Raw genomic sequence first — 16271 nt, forward strand, 5'->3', positions numbered from 1 at the left:
TTACGGTAAGGCCGGCCCGGGATTCATTCCTGGGCTGGCCTCTTTGTATTTACTTTTTACAATTAATATTTCCATAACATTCCTCTGCAACAGAATTGACATTCGTAGATGAAAATAACATTAGCAGTTACCTATAGGAAAAGGGTGAATCTAATTGACAAACAGTAAATGGATCGGCGCAGCTTTGGCTTCAGCACTTCTCGTAACAGGGGGATCAGTAAGTGTTTTGGCTACAAGCAGCAGTGTGAGCGCCGCCGCCGTCAAGACAGCCGCAGTTCAAGAGGGAAGTACTACATGGAGTATCAATGGTACGCCGGTTGCACTCAGCACAATCAACAGCGGTGGATATAAACTCTATTCGTTAAGCCAGGTGGCAGGGGAGCTTGGAGCAGGACTTGTGCTCGGCAACAGCGGATTTCTATTAAATGACAGCAAGGGCCTACATAATGTACAGATTCAGGCGGGTGTAAAAAGCTATCAGGTTGATGGTGAAGCACAGGAATTTACAGTAGCACCTGTCGTTCATAACAGCAAAACCTATGTTGAACTCACGAAGCTGGTTACCGCACTTGGCGGTGAACTGCAGGCTGAAACCAGCAGTATCCTGAGCTTCGCCCGGCCGACCGGCCAATTCGATACCCTTCACTGGAGTGCGGACGGCGGCCTGATCGCCAGCCAAAGCGACGCTGAATCCACACTGCTCTATAAATTCAGCCAGGTGCCCGGCAATTATGAATGGTTCTCTTCCAACAGCAGTGCTGTGGATTATGCAGTTTCTGCGGACCAGCAGTGGGGTGTGTTCAGCAATGAGACAGGCCTTCTGCAGCTGATCAACCTGTCCAGCGGAGTGATCACTACCCTTGGCAAAGACACCAGCGTGAAGACGGACCTCGTATGGTCCAGCGACGGCAAGACAATCTATTTCATTCAAGGCGACAAGCAGGAGAAGCTGGCGCAGATTTCTGTAGAGACCGGAGAGGTCAAAGCGCTGCTTGAGGATAAAGTGGAGAATAAATCGGAGCTTCGCGTATCGGCGGACGGCAAAACTGCCGTGTACATTGTCAATGTAACAGGCACAGCCAAGAATGATGCCGACAGTACAGAAGATTCACTGACTGTAGACTTCAGCAAAGCCGGAGAACAGCTGTACAAGCTGGATCTGGCCACCAAAGGCGCGAAGCCGGCAGCCCTGACTACTGCGCTCGACAACAAGCTGTACCCTGAGATCCTTGCTAACGGCAGCGTAGTGTACCTGAGTGCAGATCCGGAGGGCACTGCCGCCAACACCCTGAAGTCGATTACAGCTGACGGCACCAGCACAGATATCACCTTGAGTGCTGAAGCCAACTGGTCTGCCGGAACAAGTGCAGGTCTGGTGGTTGCAGGCTTGAGCGCAGATGGCAGCACTGTAATCTACTCTATTGCAGGCGGCGCGGCTCCGGTTGAATTATTCCGCACGGCAGAAGATGTGTCCGAGGTGTCTGTCTCGAATGACGGCAGCAAGGTGGCAATTGTCAGCGACGGCAAAATCCTTGTAATTCAGAACGGCAAAGCAGTGCAGCTGTCCAACTAATACTGAGTCTCACTGATTCACAACAACATATATCGGCGCTGGCCGCCGGGAGGAGAAATTATACATGAAGGTTTTCCGGAAATTAACAGTTACAGCGCTCACCGCGGTTATCGCGGTTACCGCAGCTTTTGCAGGGGTTGCCGCTGCTGCGGACAGTCTCAAGGGTAAAATCACCGTTAACGGTTCGACCGCACTGCTTCCATTGACGCTGCAGGCCGCCAAAGAATTCCAGAAGCTTCACCCTAAAGTGAAAATCGCCGCTTCAGGCAAAGGCTCCGTTACCGGACCTCAAGCCGTGAAGAAGGGCATTGCGGATATCGGCGCCTGCGACTGGGATGCCAGCATTGATGTTCCGGGCTTCAAAGCTTTTGAAGGACAGGTAGCGAACAAGGTAGCGGTCATTCCTTTTGCAACCATCGTGAACAAAAACGTCGGTGTAGATAACTTGACTACAGAACAGCTTAAAGGAATCTACTCCGGCAAAATCACGAACTGGAAGGAAGTCGGCGGAGCAGATGCCAACATCGTGGTTATCACCCGTGCCTTCGGTTCCGGTACCCGTGTCAACTATCAGGCGAAGGCACTTGCCGGCGGAGATATTGTGAAGAAAGAGAAGAACTACAAGGAAACCGGCTCCAGCGGCGACATGAAAACAGCTGTGGGCACTACTCCTAACGCTATCGGATACATCGACCTTGTCTACGTGACCGGCAGTGACATCAAAGCCGTGAAGTTCAACGGTGTGGAAGCGACTACGAACAATGTTATCAACGGTTCTTACAAGATTTGGGCTTACGGCTACTACATGACCAAAGGCCAGCCTACCGGCGCTACCAAAGAATTCATCGAATACGTGCAGAGCAAGAAGTTCCAGCAGGGTTCGCTCAAAAAGCTTAAATTCATTCCGATTGCGGCAATGCAATCCTAGGATTAACCATAGTACAAGGTAACAGACTGATAGGTAACAGCGGCCAGCTCCGGAGCTTCATGCGGGGTTGGCCTCTTACAGGAGGGAAAGTATGGGGGCACCGGTTCATAGCCTGACAGCACAGACACAGAAGAGCCTTGAGGAAGTTAAAGTAAATACCAGAAGACATAAGAGACATCTGCTTGGCAACACGATATCCCGTTATTATTTCCTGTTCAGTATCCTTGCGCTTTGTGTGGTGCTTGGACTAGTTATTGTATTCATCGGCAAAACGGCGCTGCTGCTGTTCGGGAGCGTCTCGCCGCTCGATTTCTTCTTCTCGTTCAACTGGACACCGGAAGAGGATGCCTTCGGCGCCGCTGCCTTTATTGTAAATACATTATCGCTTACCGCATTGACCCTGGTCATCGCCGTACCAATCTCAGTTGCTATGGCCGTGCTCTGTGCGGAGATCGCGCCTAAATGGCTGACAAGCTTCATCCGTCCGGTGCTGGATCTGCTGGTCGGTATTCCTTCTATTGTATATGGTTATCTGGGCTTGACCGTACTGCTTCCCTTCCTGAGGAGAGTGAGCGGAGAAGGCCTGGGAGACGGACTGCTCGCCGCAGCCCTCGTGCTGGCGCTGATGGTGCTGCCGACCATTTGCCGGATCAGCGATGATGCCATTGTGTCCGTTCCGCGCAAATACCGTGACGCCGCGTATGCGCTGGGCTCGACCCGTCTTCAGGTCATTATGCGCGTTGTACTGCCGGCAGCAAGCCGGGGGATTGTCTCGGCCGTTATTCTCGGCATGACCCGTGCGATCGGCGAGACCATGGCGGTGGTTATGGTGATCGGCAATACGCCGCAGCTGGCGAAGACCCTGTTCACGCCAACCTCCGTGCTGACCAGCAACATTGTAATGCAGATCTCTAATGTTGAGTTTGAGTCCACCTGGAACTACTCCCTGCATATGATGGCCTTCCTGCTGCTGCTCATTTCCTTTGTGCTGATTCTAATTATCCGCGTGCTGGGCCGTAAACGGAGGGATGCCTGATGAACGGATTTACTCGTACACGATATACGGCAAGGGCGCAGCGGCGCAACAAAATAGCAACCATCGGTTTCTACACACTGGGCGCTCTGGTGATGCTGCTGATTTTCTGGCTGCTGTTCACCATCTTAAGCAAAGGCCTGCCGGCGCTCCGGCCCGACTTCCTGATCAAGCAGCCGGAAGAGATGGATGCCGGCGGGGGGATCGGCCCGGTGCTTTTCAACTCCTTCTATATTCTGTTCATCTCGCTGCTGATCTCGGTTCCGATCGGGATCGGGGCAGGTATCTATATGGCGGAGTATGCGCCGGATAATGCCTTCACAGGCGCATTGCGCATCTGTGTGGAATCCCTGGCCTCTGTTCCGTCGATCGTGTTCGGCCTCCTGGGTCTGGCGATCTTCGCCGAGTACTTCGGTGTCGGCCTGACGATCCTCGGCGGAGGCGTCAGCCTGGCACTGCTGAATCTGCCGATGCTGGCCCGCGTCACGGAAGAAGCCGTGCGTGCGGTGCCCGGCGAGATCCGTGAAGCCGGCTATGCACTCGGCATGACGAAGTTCCATGTCATCCGCAAGGTCGTGCTGCCGGTAGCCCTTCCGGCTATCATCACCGGCGTCTGCCTCGTGGCCGGACGCGCCTTCGGGGAATCGGCGGTCATTATCCTGACCGCCGGACTCAGCACCTCCGGCGAGATGTGGGATTTCAATCTGTTCTCGCCGGGTGAGACCCTGGCGGTACATCTGTGGTACGTGCAGTCCGAGGCGATTGTCGAGGATGCGCGGCAGATCGCGGACAAGTCCGCTGCGGTGCTGGTGTTCGTAGTCCTGCTGATTAACTTTATTTTCCGCTTTCCGCTGTGGCTGGGGAACCGCCGCCGGGGGCGCTGAGACTTAGGCTTGGAGCGGTATATGTGAATAACAGGCTGCCTTTGCTGTGGATAATCCACGGCAGGCAGCCTGTTTGACGTGACAGGAGACGCGGAGAGGATCGCAAGCGCCGGAGGGCTTTTTTCACAGGGGAGCCTATCTATTTCCATTGCTTAAAATTATAATAATACTAGAATGAAAGCGGTTATAAGGAACAGGGGGTATACCGAATGCCTGACCGTATGTCCGAGCAGGAACTGAATAAGCTGATTAATATGCTGGAGCTGTCGCAAGCTGACGGTGATATCGAGTTTGATATTTCATTTATGGTATCTGATGACCCGGATCATGACCACGGGGGGCGGGTGCTGGTCCGGGCTGACAAAATCTTCGTACAGGACCCGCTGCCCGGCGGTTCGCCCGCAGTGATTATGGGAGTTCTTCCGGTTAATCTATATGTCAACGGCGAGCCGGTTTCCGGCCCGGCCGAGGTGACTACGGAGGATACTATAGAGTGGGAAATCTCGGAGCCGCCGCTGTATTCGATTACCGTGTCGGAGGATCGTCTGCTGGCTTTTTTCACCCTCCATTCCACGAAGAAATTCTCCTGGAAGCTGAATGATCATTTATCCGCCGGTATGGTGGAAGTAGATGCCGTGATGAATACGGAGAATGTTGTCGGAATTCTGGGCCTGAACCAGATTATTGCCGACTTTGAGCGCCGGGGAATCATTCAGAACCTGAATATCTCCGGAATTCATGCTGAACTCCAGAATCCCACTTATCAGCCAATTACCGCTGCCCAGGGCAGGGCGGCTGTACCGGGGGAGAATGCGTATCTTGAACTGTTTTTCTCCGAGACGATTGAGAATGAATTCAACGAGATTGAAGGCCAGGTGGATTACCGCAGCCATCTGCGTATTCCTTCCGCGATCCGCGGTGAAGTGCTGGCGCGCAAAATTCCGGTTATCGAGGGGATTCCCGGCTATGACGTATATGGAGAGATTCTATATCCCCCGCCGCCTGCAGACCTTACGATTCTCGCCAAAAATAATACAGTCCTGCTGATCGGCAATGAAATCCGCGCTTTGCGTGAAGGCCGGCCCCGGGTAACCGGTGACCGGATCAAATATTTCGACATCTGCACGTCCTACATCGTACCCGGCAATGTGAACATTAAATCCGGCAATATAGTATTCTCCGGCGATGTCATTATACGGGGCGATGTCGAGGACAATATGATCATTGAGTCGCTGGGTAACGTCTATGTTGCCGGCAGCATCTATAACTCCACCATCACAGCCACCGGCAGTATTCTCGTCAAAGGCAATGTAGTGAACAGCAATCTGTACTCCGGGTATTTCGGCGTGATGTACAACCGGATCTACAACTGCTCCAAGCTGCTGATTGAAGAGACCAAGATCCTCCAGACCGCGGTCCGGATGCTGGTCCAGGCCGTCCAGGGGCGGAAGCAGAGCGTGAAGTACGGACAGGCTGTGCTGCTGCTGCTGGAGAGCAAGTTCCAGAAGATCCCGCAGCTGATCAAGGAGCTGCTCTCGGTGCTGGCAACGGTTCAGGCCTCTTACCATCAGGATCTGGAGCAGACACTGCATTTCCTGAATCTGTTCCTGAAGCCGGCCCAACTGGTGGATTATATGAGTGAAGCTTCGCTCAGCGGAGTGATCGGCATGCTGGAGGAGCTGCATATGGGTGTGGCCCGGATGCAGGAGACTAAGGTCGAGGTTAACATCGGCAAATGCCAGAACAGCACGCTGAAATCCAACGGCGACATCATCATCCACCGGGACGGGATCGTGCAGAGTGAGCTGTTCTCTTCGGGCAATATTACGTTTCTCAAAACATTCTCCGTCTGCCGCGGCTCCAAGCTGGAGGCCGGGGGCAGCATTTCTGCCTTTTATGTCGGCGGGGAGAGCGGCGCACAATCCTACCTCAAGGCCAAACAAAGCATCTCCGTCCGCAAAATGTACCTGGGCAAAGTCACCATTGACCGCTATACCGCAGACATCACCGAGCCGGTGGAGAACCTGGTCTTCAACGCCGAGAGTCTGCGGAGCATGAAGCTGGCTGCAGAGTCCGGGAGAGGGTAGTGTAATATAAGAGCGTCCTGTATGCCTTGTGGCTGCGTGGGCGCTCTTTGTTTATGTTGCAGTGAGAAATAGGGGCGAAGTGAAGGTGAGCGGCAGGATGATGCAGGCGCAGGGAGAAACAGGCAAGATAGGAGAAGCGGTGAGGAATAAGGTGAAGACGAAGAGGGGCGCTGTAGACTGTACGCGAGGAAATAGAGCATTCCAGGATATATGCGGAATGGCGTGATCCGCCTAAATAAGGGCTTTCCAGTCCGCATGGAGGCTGCCGGATCGTAACGATTCACTTGTCTAGATATGCTATAATCTTATGTGGAAAATTGCTGCAACTTGATGATAAGGCATGAGTAAATTGATAAGGAGGCAGGACCATTTGGGTAATCGGAAGACAAGCCGTAAAGAGCCGAAACGGAAGGATTCGCCCAAAAGTCATATGAATGTAACGCTGCCGCTTCCGGAGATGCATGCGATTCTGCGGGCAGCCGATGATATTATTGCCGAAGGTGGACGCACACTGCTGTCCAAGATCCTGAAGGGCTCGAAGGAGAAAAAGCTGCTTGAGCTCGGTCTGGACCGCAATCCCTCCTATGGATTTTACCGTGACATCACGCTTGAGCAGATTGTGGAGAAAGTGGATGAATTAATTGATGCCGATTATCTGCGAACCGAGTACTCCGGCAAGCTCCCGATGATCTTGTTCACTCCGCGCGGCTGGGCGGTTGAACGGGAACGTCGGGCGGAAGAATTTTTGCGGGAATGGGATCAGTGGCTGGCTAACGGGGTTACGCCGGTCAGCATGGAGTATTTGAAGGAACGAAACCGCGGCATGATCTTTATGTTCTTGTTTAAAATCCTATGTTCAGGTGATAGGAAATACATACCGTATTTGCAGCAGTGGGAACCCATTGACTTCAGCAAGGTGCAAGCCGAAATCCGGCAGGTGATCGAAGCCCTGAATGGGCGTGACCAGCTGGAGGAGATGCAGTGGCATTCGCTGCTGCGGGAACGTGCACAAACACTGCTCGTACGTTCGCGCAAGCCGGTCATACTGGTATGTAAGGAATGCGGGGACCCGTTTGCTTTTGATGAGCTCTTGTTGGGCTGTTACAAGGCGGATGGGCTTCATTTTCCTGAGAAATGTTCTTATTGCAGGCAGCAGGAGGAACAATCGGTATGAATAGGCTGGAGCTGCGCAAGAAAGTACACGGAATAGTCGATGATCTCATTTCGGAGAAGGGCGTTGTCAGTCCGCTGGATGTATTCTTAAGGCTCGGGACCATTACCCCTAAGCTGGTAGAAGAATGGCGCTTCGGTAGAGTTCCTTATTTGGAACGGGCGCTTCACGGTAACCTGGCTCAATTCAGCTATATCATGTCATTACTTCGCGGGAAAGCGCGGGAGCTTGATCTGAATCCATCCTACACTGCTTATATGAGATGGGGCCAAGGCCACAAGCGGCCGCTTCGCTTTTCTAAGTCCGGGGATCACAATATTGAAACAAGCTACGCTACCCACTATGTGCTGAAGAAGCCGAAAGAATCCTAATGAGGAGCTGGCAAAATCTGCTGATCAGAAGAGTGATCCACAACGACCCTGGTCCTTACGGCGGGAAGAAGCATAAGAAATGCTGCTGCGCGTTGGTAGAACGTAGTCATCATCCCGGAGACGCAGAATATTGGTGTAAGTGATATGGGAACTAAGTTGAGAGAGGTGGGTGTGCGGTGATTTGAGTAACATTGCGGTTAGAAGAAGAGAGCGAGACAGGATGAGCGGCATGAAAGTACTGATGGCGTAGAGGGGGCGGAGGTGCGTGAGCTGGTGGAGCCGCTTGCCGAATTATGCGGACTCAGATGACCTTATTTGGCGAAAAAACCTGCTTTTCTGCACGTTGCGGACTCAGAAGCGCTTATATTGTAATTTGGAGCTCAAAATGAGGTGAAACGGGTTACTTAAGGGCATCTGTGTCCGCATGGCCTGCGGAATGGCGCGATCCGCCTAAATAAGGGCCCTCCAGTCCGCAAGGATGCAGCTATGTGCTGGCACGGACGTCCCGGAAGGGATACAGCCAAAGTACGGCTGATTGCGAAGCAGATCCTAACGAAGCGTATGCTCCAACGTCCCCGCTGGCGCGAGGGTTCTCATCCTCCGGACGCACAAACAGCCTCCCCGAAGGGAGGCTGTTCTATGACGTCCCGGAAGGGATACAGCCACAATTCGGCTGATTGCGAAGCAAGTGCTAACGAAGCGTATGCTCCAACGTCCCCGGCTGACGCCAAGGGTTCTCATCCTCCGGACGCACAAACAGCCTCCCCGAAGGGAGGCTGTTCTATGACGTCCCGGAAGGGATACAGCCACAATTCGGCTGATTGCGAAGCAAGTGCTAACGAAGCGTATGCTCCAACGTCCCCGGCTGACGCCAAGGGTTCTCATCCTCCGGACGCACAAACAGCCTCCCCGAAGGGAGGCTGTTCTATGACGTCCCGGAAGGGATTCGAACCCCCGACCGTGCGCTTAGAAGGCGCATGCTCTATCCAACTGAGCTACCGGGACATGGTGCCTGACTGAAAAGCAAGCAAAAATTATGTTATCATACATAGATTATTTTTTCAACTTGTTTTTTTGAAACCGTACGGGGATATGCTATAATCTACAATTGATTAGGGTTCGGATGAAGAGGAACGGAGAAAAGGAGGTGCCCTCATGAATCAATTCAATTCCCCTGCCAAAGAGAATATCGTGCTGTTCCCGAAGACGCTGGATTATTATCAGATCCAGCTTACGGTAATGCTGGAAAGTGAACGTTACGGGGAAGCGATGGAACTGCTGCGTTTTCTGCTGCAGTGCCAAGGACAGGAAGAGCGGCACTACGAGGAGTGGCAGTCGCTGCTGGATTGGCTGGAGGCGGCGTTTCCCTACGCCGCACAGGGCGGGGATGCAGATGATGCCCCCTCTGCAGAAGAGCAGGATCTGAAGGAAGAGGATATGGCCCGGATTCTGGCCAAATCCAAGCTGGAGGAGGATGCGGATTATCCCGATAAGCTGCTGAAGCGGGTCATGAATGAGCCGCTGTCCGAAGCGACCGTGCTGGCGCTGGAGCAGCTCTCCTACCTGGAGGGAAGCCATGTAGATGAAGCGCTGACCGGCTGGCTGCAGCAGGCTGAGGTGCATCCGCTGCTGCAGTTCCGCACGCTGCAGACGCTCCGCCGCCGCGGGGCCCAGGGGGCGGTCAGGCTGAGCCGCGGCCACGAAGCCGCTGAGGTGGAGATCGAGGCTGTGCCGCTGCAGAATGACGAGTTCCCGCCGCAGGTAAGCCAGGTGCTGGAGCGGGTGGCGGAGCAGGCCGAGGTGCATGAGCCGACGCTGTACTATTTTGCCCAGGAGCTCTGGGGGCAGTTCATCATGTCGATTTATGGAACGAAGGAATACCGCGAGCTGCTGGACGGAGAGTATTCACTGCTGGATATTTGGGCCGGAGCCTTGCACCAGATGGTGTCGGAGAGCCTGAACGGAAACCGCAATGAAGAGGAAACACGGAGTATGTACGGGATCACGGACAGCATGCGCTTTCAATTCGAAGCGGCCTACCGTTCGCTCAAAGGATTTGTAAAGAGTTCTCTACTTGATAAATAAAGTAATGTTGTATATAATATAATGGTTATTCTGTGCGTGAATTGTATGACTTTTTTTAAGTAAACATGTAACCAATTTTGGAGGGAAAAGTATATTATGAAAGCAACCTGGGAAAAAATAGAGAAGAACCTTGGAGTTCTTGAAGTCGAAGTAGAAGCAGACCGTGTAGCTGCAGCACTCGACAAAGCTTTTAATAAAGTGGTTAAGAAAGCAAACGTACCTGGATTCCGTAAAGGTAAAGTGCCGCGGCCGATTTTCGAATCCCGTTTTGGTGTGGAAAGCCTGTACCAGGATGCCATCGACATTCTTCTTCCTGAAGCTTATGGCGAAGCAGTTGAACAAACCGACATCTTCCCTGTAGACCGTCCTGAAGTAGACATCGAGCAATTCGCCAAAGGCCAGCCGTTCATCTTCAAAGCGAAGATCACTGTTAAGCCAGAAGTGAAGCTGGGCGAGTACAAAGGTCTGGAAGTTCCTGTACAGAAGGCTGAAGTAACTGATGAAGAGCTGGACGCTGAACTGACACGTCTGCAAGAGCGTCATGCTGAGCTTGTTGTAGTTGAAGATGAAGCAGCTGTTAACGGCGACATCACTGTGATCGACTTCGACGGTTCCGTTGACGGCGTTCCTTTCGAAGGCGGACAGGCTGAGCGTCATTCCCTCGAACTGGGAAGCAACTCCTTCATTCCGGGCTTCGAAGAGCAAGTAGTTGGCATGTCCACCGGAGACTTCAAAGATGTTGAAGTTACTTTCCCTGAGGCTTACCATGCTGCTGAGCTTGCCGGCAAAGTAGCTGTATTCAAAGTGAAGCTGCACGAAATCAAACGCAAACAGCTTCCTGCACTGGATGATGAATTCGCTAAGGATGTAAGTGAATTCGACACTCTGGAAGAATACAAGGCAGATCTGAAGGCACAGCTGGAGTCCCGCAAACAGGAAGAACTCAAAGGCGTTCGCGAAACTGCAGTAGTTGATGCAGCTGCTGCTAATGCTGAAGTTGAAATTCCTGAAGCTATGATCGCCAGTGAAGTAGAGAACATGGTTCGTGATTTCGACACCCGTCTTCGCCAGCAGGGCATGAACATGGATATGTTCCTCAGCTTCTCCGGCCAGACACGTGAAGACCTGCAGGAACAGATGAAGGGCGATGCCGAGAAGCGCGTTCGCAACAACCTTGTTCTGGAAGTCATCGCTAAGGAAGAGAAGATCGAAGTTTCCGAAGAGGAAGTTACGCAAGAGCTTGCTACTATGGCAGAAGCTTACAAACGTACTCCTGAAGAAATCCGCAGCATTCTGGCGGCCAATGGTTCCCTGAGCAGCCTGAGTGACGAAATTTCGCTGCGCAAGACTATTGAGTTCCTCGTTAGCAATAGCGTAGAAGTTGATGCTCCGGCTCCTGCTGTAGAAGCGCCCGTTGAAGAAGCGGCTGCAGAAGAAGCAAGCGCTGAGTAGTCATCTGCTGAGTAGTCTTCTTTAGAAATTTTACCTAGCACGGCCATTTCCATTAGGCCTCCATAAAGAGCAGATAAGGCACGTAAGTTTTTGTTACGTGCCTTATTTTTATCGGGGCGGACGTTATGTGAGTACATACCACGAATCAAGAATTGGCATTGCCCGCGGAATTGCGATATAATGGCATGCACATGAGCAGTGCGGTTAAGAGCAGCAGTGAATAAATGACATCCCGCTTTGAACGTGTTAAAATATTTCTGAAACGGAAAGACTAATCTGTATAGAGAAAAGAGGTTGGTGGCATGAGTCTGGTACCAATGGTTGTGGAAACGACAAGTCGGGGAGAACGCTCATACGATATCTATTCCAGATTGCTCAAGGATCGCATCATCTTCCTAAGCAGTGCGATTGACGATGATGTCGCCAATCTGGTTATTGCCCAGTTATTGTTCCTGGCAGCAGATGACCCCGAAAAAGACATTCACTTGTACCTCAACTCGCCCGGTGGTTCTGTCACAGCCGGCATGGGTATATATGATACGATGCAATATATCAAACCGGATGTTTCAACGATTTGTGTAGGGATGGCTGCCAGTATGGGATCATTGCTCCTTACAGCTGGAGCGCCTGGCAAGAGATTTGCGCTGACCAACAGCGAAGTTATGATTCATCAACCGCTTGGCGGCGTTCAGGGGCAGGCATCCGATATCTGGATCCATACCGACTGGATTCTGAAGACGAAGGCGAAGCTGAATCAGATTTATGTAGAGCGCACAGGTCAGCCCCTTGACAAAATCGAACGGGATACGGACCGCGATAACTTCATGAGCGCGGAAGAAGCGAAGGAATACGGGCTCATTGACCAGGTACTCTCTTCACCGATCATATCTTAAAGGGGTGGTAAGATGTTTAAATTTAATGATGAAAAAGGGCAACTGAAATGTTCTTTTTGCGGCAAATCGCAAGAGCAGGTTCGTAAGCTGGTAGCAGGACCTGGCGTTTATATATGTGACGAATGCATCGAGCTGTGCACGGAAATCGTGGAAGAGGAGCTCGGTCACGAAGAAGAACTGGATATGAAGGATATTCCGAAACCGAAGGAAATCCGCGATATTCTGGATCAATATGTAATCGGCCAGGAGCAGGCGAAGAAATCGCTCTCCGTTGCCGTATACAATCACTACAAGCGTGTGAACAGCCAGAGCAAGATTGAAGATGTGGAGCTGACGAAGAGCAACATCCTGCTGCTCGGACCTACAGGCTCGGGTAAGACCCTCTTGGCGCAGACGATGGCGAAGATCATCAACGTTCCTTTTGCCATTGCAGATGCCACTTCCCTTACGGAAGCGGGTTATGTCGGTGAAGACGTTGAGAACATCCTCCTGAAGCTGATTCAAGCGGCTGATTATGATGTGGAGAAGGCCGAACGCGGCATTATCTATATAGACGAAATTGACAAGGTAGCACGTAAATCGGAGAACCCGTCCATTACCCGTGACGTTTCCGGTGAAGGCGTACAGCAGGCTCTGCTGAAGATCCTGGAAGGTACAGTGGCTTCTGTTCCACCGCAAGGCGGACGTAAGCATCCTCATCAGGAATTCATCCAGATTGATACCACGAACATTCTGTTTATCGTAGGCGGTGCTTTCGACGGCCTGGAGCAAATGATCAAACGCCGTATCGGCAAAAAAGTCATCGGCTTCAACGCAGCGGTTGAAGGCCAGAAGGATCTCAAAGCTGGCGAATACCTCTCCATGGTATTGCCTGAGGATCTGCTCAAGTTCGGCCTCATTCCTGAGTTTGTCGGCCGTCTGCCGGTCATCTCGACCTTGGAGCCGCTTGATGAGAACACACTGGTACGTATCCTCTCCGAGCCGAAGAACGCGCTCGTGAAGCAGTACATTAAGCTGCTTGAGATGGATAATGTAGCGCTGAAGTTTGAACCGCTTGCCCTGGAAGCTATTGCCAAGGAAGCGATCAAACGCAACACCGGTGCCCGCGGACTGCGTGCAATCATCGAGAGCATTATGCTCGACGTGATGTATGAGGTTCCTTCGCGTGATGACATCAAGGATTGTGTCATTACCGAGAAGGTTGTCCAGGAGAAGTCCCTGCCGGAGCTTAGTCTCAAGAAAGACAAGAAAAAAGAAGAAAGTGCGTAAGCAATGAGTAATCATCTGCTTAATGCAGCTTAACAATACAATTCAGGGTCTCCACTTTCTCCCGCACACCCCGCAGTACCTGCGGGAGCGGAGAGGGTGGAGCTTTGATCGTTATGGGGGAGAAAACCATGTTCCTGAGACACCAGACCCGTCCCGTCAATGTCGGCGGGGTTATTATTGGGGGAAACAACGAGGTTGCTATCCAAAGCATGTGTACGACCAAAACCGCCGATGTGGAAGCGACGGTAGCCGAGATTCTGCGGCTGGAGGAAGCCGGATGCCAGCTTGTACGTGTAACGGTCAATAATGAAGAGGCAGCGGCGGCAATTAAGGAAATCAAGAAACAGATTCATATCCCGCTGGTAGCGGATATTCATTTCAACTATAAGCTGGCCCTGCTGGCGATTGAGAACGGCATCGACAAGGTGCGGATCAATCCCGGCAATATTGGACGCCGCGATAAGGTAGAAGCTGTAGTTAAAGCCTGCAAGGACAAAGGGATTCCTATCCGTATCGGGGTCAACGCCGGTTCCCTGGAGACGCATTTGCTGGAGAAATACGGCTATCCTACGCCGGAAGCTATGGTCGAGAGTGCCCTGTACCATATCGGAATTCTTGAAGAGCTGGATTTCCATGATATTATCGTGTCGCTGAAGGCATCCGATGTGCCGATGGCTATTGAAGCCTACCGCAAGGCGGCGGAGGTTATTCCGTACCCGCTGCATCTGGGGATTACCGAGTCCGGTACACTGTTCGCAGGAACCGTGAAGAGTTCCGCCGGGATTGGTGCGCTGCTCTCCATGGGGATCGGAAGCACGGTACGTATCTCGCTGAGTGCTGATCCGGTAGAAGAGGTGAAGGTGGCACGTGAGCTGCTCAAGACCTTTGGTCTGATCTCGAACGCGGCTACACTGATCTCCTGCCCGACCTGCGGACGCCTGGACATTGATCTCTTCTCTATCGCTAATGAAGTAGAAGAGTACATCTCCAAGCTGAAGGTGCCGATTAAGGTATCTGTACTGGGCTGCGCAGTGAACGGACCGGGTGAAGCCAGGGAAGCCGATATCGGCATCGCCGGCGCACGCGGGGAAGGTCTGCTGTTCCGCTACGGCAAAATGATCCGTAAGGTTCCTGAAGCGGAGCTGGTCTCCGAGCTGAAGAAGGAAATTGACATTATTGTGGCCCATTTTGAAGAAACGGGTGAGATTCCCGGCCGCAAGCATGCAGGACTGGCTCCGGCGGTAGTTGTTGGCAACCCTGAGGGCAGCAATTAACTGAACTGATTCTATCGCATCCTATCCTAATAGCAACTATGTTTATATACATGAAGCGCCCCGCTGCAGATGTCTGGTTCGATAAGACGTCTGCGGCGGGGCGCTTTTTAATAGCTAAGAATTTATATGTTTTAGGGTTATTTTATGTTCTTTTCCGGAAAACAGCCTTCTTCAGCAGTGCGATTACATAGATCATAATAGGGATCAGCAGGAGAAAAATGAACGAGAATTTCCCCCATACCGTTCCGATAATGTCATTGACGTAGACGGTGTTGATATATGTATTCCAGGCGATGATGAGGAACAATACGGCCAGCGGGTAGATCAGATGCTGTGGAGCTTTGAGCCCGAAGACCGTTTGGATACCTTTTAGGATGGAGAGGTAGAGCAGCGAAATTTTGATGAAAAAGGTTAATATCCAGATGGTGATCAGTAATCCTTCGACGCGCTGCAGAATGTTCCCGATATTGATCGTTTTGGCCAAGGCGTAAGCAGGGAAGGTGCTATTCTCGGTCTGCTCAATGCCAAGCACCAGAATGCTGAGCAGTACAATAAGGAGCAGCACGATACCGCCGGTCAGAGTGCCCCACAAGAAGGCCTTCTCCCCGCTTTTTCGCTTATGGACCAGAGGCAGGAACGTCATCATCACAATGAGCTCCTGAAACATGGCGGCCTGAAAACCGGCCTGGAAAACGGGACCTGTGCCTCCCTCCAACACAGGCTTGATATGATTCCATTCAATCTGGGGGATCAGCGTGAGGACTAGGATCAGGAACAGAAATAATACCCAGGGAAACAGCAGCTCCCCCAATCTGGCGAGTATGACAACCCCCATGCCGGCACTCATAACCGCAGCAATCAGGAACACAATCTGGACGGCCTCAATCGGCGTTTCCGGCATAATCTCACTCGACATGAAGAATCCAAGGTCACCCAGCAGAGTGCCGGTGAGAATGAGGAAATAGAACAGATACAGCAGTGAGATTATTTTACCGGGCCATTTACCGAAGGCAGCTTCGTGAATTTCAAAGAGATGTTTGCCGGGGTGAAGCCGTGCGATGAATAGATACAGCACCACCATGACCAGGTTGATCATAAGGCTGCAGAGCGAGGCGATCCAGGCATCTTCTCTGGCGGTATGCGCAAGTCCGCTCGGGATGACCAGAATAGAGGTGCCGATGGTTAAACCGAATGTCATAATGTAGAACTGCCTCGCGGCAATACCGGTACGGCTTTTCACCTCTATCTCAC

Annotated in this window: 13 protein-coding genes and 1 tRNA gene; 12 read left to right on the top strand and 2 right to left on the bottom strand. The window is 52.1% G+C overall.

What is annotated here, in order from left to right; all coding sequences use genetic code 11:
- Positions 1-154 precede the first annotated feature (154 nt).
- From NSQ73_RS04695 to NSQ73_RS04725, 7 genes are all read left to right on the top strand, one after another.
- Positions 155-1573 (top strand): TolB family protein, encoded by a 1419-nt coding sequence (locus NSQ73_RS04695; protein ID WP_340985541.1) that lies wholly within the window; start codon positions 155-157, stop codon positions 1571-1573.
- Between the two features lie 64 nt (positions 1574-1637).
- A complete protein-coding gene (locus NSQ73_RS04700; protein WP_340985542.1) occupies positions 1638-2501 on the top strand; it encodes a phosphate ABC transporter substrate-binding protein in 864 nt (287 codons plus the stop codon).
- A gap of 91 nt (positions 2502-2592) precedes the next feature.
- Complete coding sequence (pstC, locus tag NSQ73_RS04705; RefSeq protein ID WP_042139674.1) at positions 2593-3537, top strand: phosphate ABC transporter permease subunit PstC; 945 nt, start codon at positions 2593-2595, stop codon at positions 3535-3537.
- Positions 3537-4418 carry a phosphate ABC transporter permease PstA gene (pstA, locus tag NSQ73_RS04710; RefSeq protein WP_042139673.1) on the top strand — a complete coding sequence of 294 codons (882 nt, stop codon included), beginning with the start codon at positions 3537-3539 and terminating at the stop codon, positions 4416-4418. Before pstC ends, pstA begins: the two co-directional genes overlap by 1 nt.
- 209 nt (positions 4419-4627) lie before the next feature.
- Entirely contained in the window at positions 4628-6505 is a 1878-nt protein-coding gene (locus tag NSQ73_RS04715; protein ID WP_340985543.1) for a FapA family protein, read from the top strand.
- A 370-nt stretch (positions 6506-6875) separates the two neighbouring features.
- On the top strand, positions 6876-7679 hold the full coding sequence (locus tag NSQ73_RS04720) for an RQC-minor-1 family DNA-binding protein (protein WP_340985544.1): 804 nt from the start codon (positions 6876-6878) through the stop codon (positions 7677-7679).
- Positions 7676-8047 carry a hypothetical protein gene (locus tag NSQ73_RS04725; RefSeq protein ID WP_340985545.1) on the top strand — a complete coding sequence of 124 codons (372 nt, stop codon included), beginning with the start codon at positions 7676-7678 and terminating at the stop codon, positions 8045-8047. Before NSQ73_RS04720 ends, NSQ73_RS04725 begins: the two co-directional genes overlap by 4 nt.
- Positions 8048-8978: 931 nt before the next feature.
- Here the strand turns inward: NSQ73_RS04725 and NSQ73_RS04730 are convergent.
- Positions 8979-9052 (bottom strand) — tRNA-Arg (locus tag NSQ73_RS04730).
- A 150-nt stretch (positions 9053-9202) separates the two neighbouring features.
- On the opposite strand from NSQ73_RS04730, the gene NSQ73_RS04735 reads away from it, so the two are divergent.
- The 5 genes from NSQ73_RS04735 (at position 9203) to ispG (ending at position 15020) form a co-directional block, all read left to right on the top strand.
- Positions 9203-10132 carry a hypothetical protein gene (locus tag NSQ73_RS04735; protein ID WP_042139669.1) on the top strand — a complete coding sequence of 310 codons (930 nt, stop codon included), beginning with the start codon at positions 9203-9205 and terminating at the stop codon, positions 10130-10132.
- Between the two features lie 96 nt (positions 10133-10228).
- Positions 10229-11584, top strand: a complete 1356-nt coding sequence (gene tig, locus NSQ73_RS04740) for a trigger factor (RefSeq protein WP_039296639.1) — start codon at positions 10229-10231, stop codon at positions 11582-11584.
- Between the two features lie 302 nt (positions 11585-11886).
- Entirely contained in the window at positions 11887-12477 is a 591-nt protein-coding gene (clpP, locus tag NSQ73_RS04745; protein WP_042139667.1) for an ATP-dependent Clp endopeptidase proteolytic subunit ClpP, read from the top strand.
- Positions 12478-12489: 12 nt separating this feature from the next.
- Complete coding sequence (clpX, locus tag NSQ73_RS04750; RefSeq protein ID WP_340985546.1) at positions 12490-13746, top strand: ATP-dependent protease ATP-binding subunit ClpX; 1257 nt, start codon at positions 12490-12492, stop codon at positions 13744-13746.
- A gap of 128 nt (positions 13747-13874) precedes the next feature.
- Positions 13875-15020, top strand: coding sequence for a flavodoxin-dependent (E)-4-hydroxy-3-methylbut-2-enyl-diphosphate synthase (ispG, locus tag NSQ73_RS04755; RefSeq protein ID WP_039296744.1), 1146 nt, complete (start codon positions 13875-13877; stop codon positions 15018-15020).
- Between the two features lie 142 nt (positions 15021-15162).
- Here the strand turns inward: ispG and NSQ73_RS04760 are convergent, their stop codons facing one another.
- A complete protein-coding gene (locus NSQ73_RS04760; protein ID WP_340985547.1) occupies positions 15163-16260 on the bottom strand; it encodes a GerAB/ArcD/ProY family transporter in 1098 nt (365 codons plus the stop codon).
- Between the last annotated feature and the right edge of the window lie 11 nt (positions 16261-16271).

This window comes from Paenibacillus sp. FSL R10-2736 (assembly GCF_038000245.1).
GTDB classification, from domain to species: Bacteria; Bacillota; Bacilli; order Paenibacillales; family Paenibacillaceae; genus Paenibacillus_AQ; species Paenibacillus_AQ phytohabitans.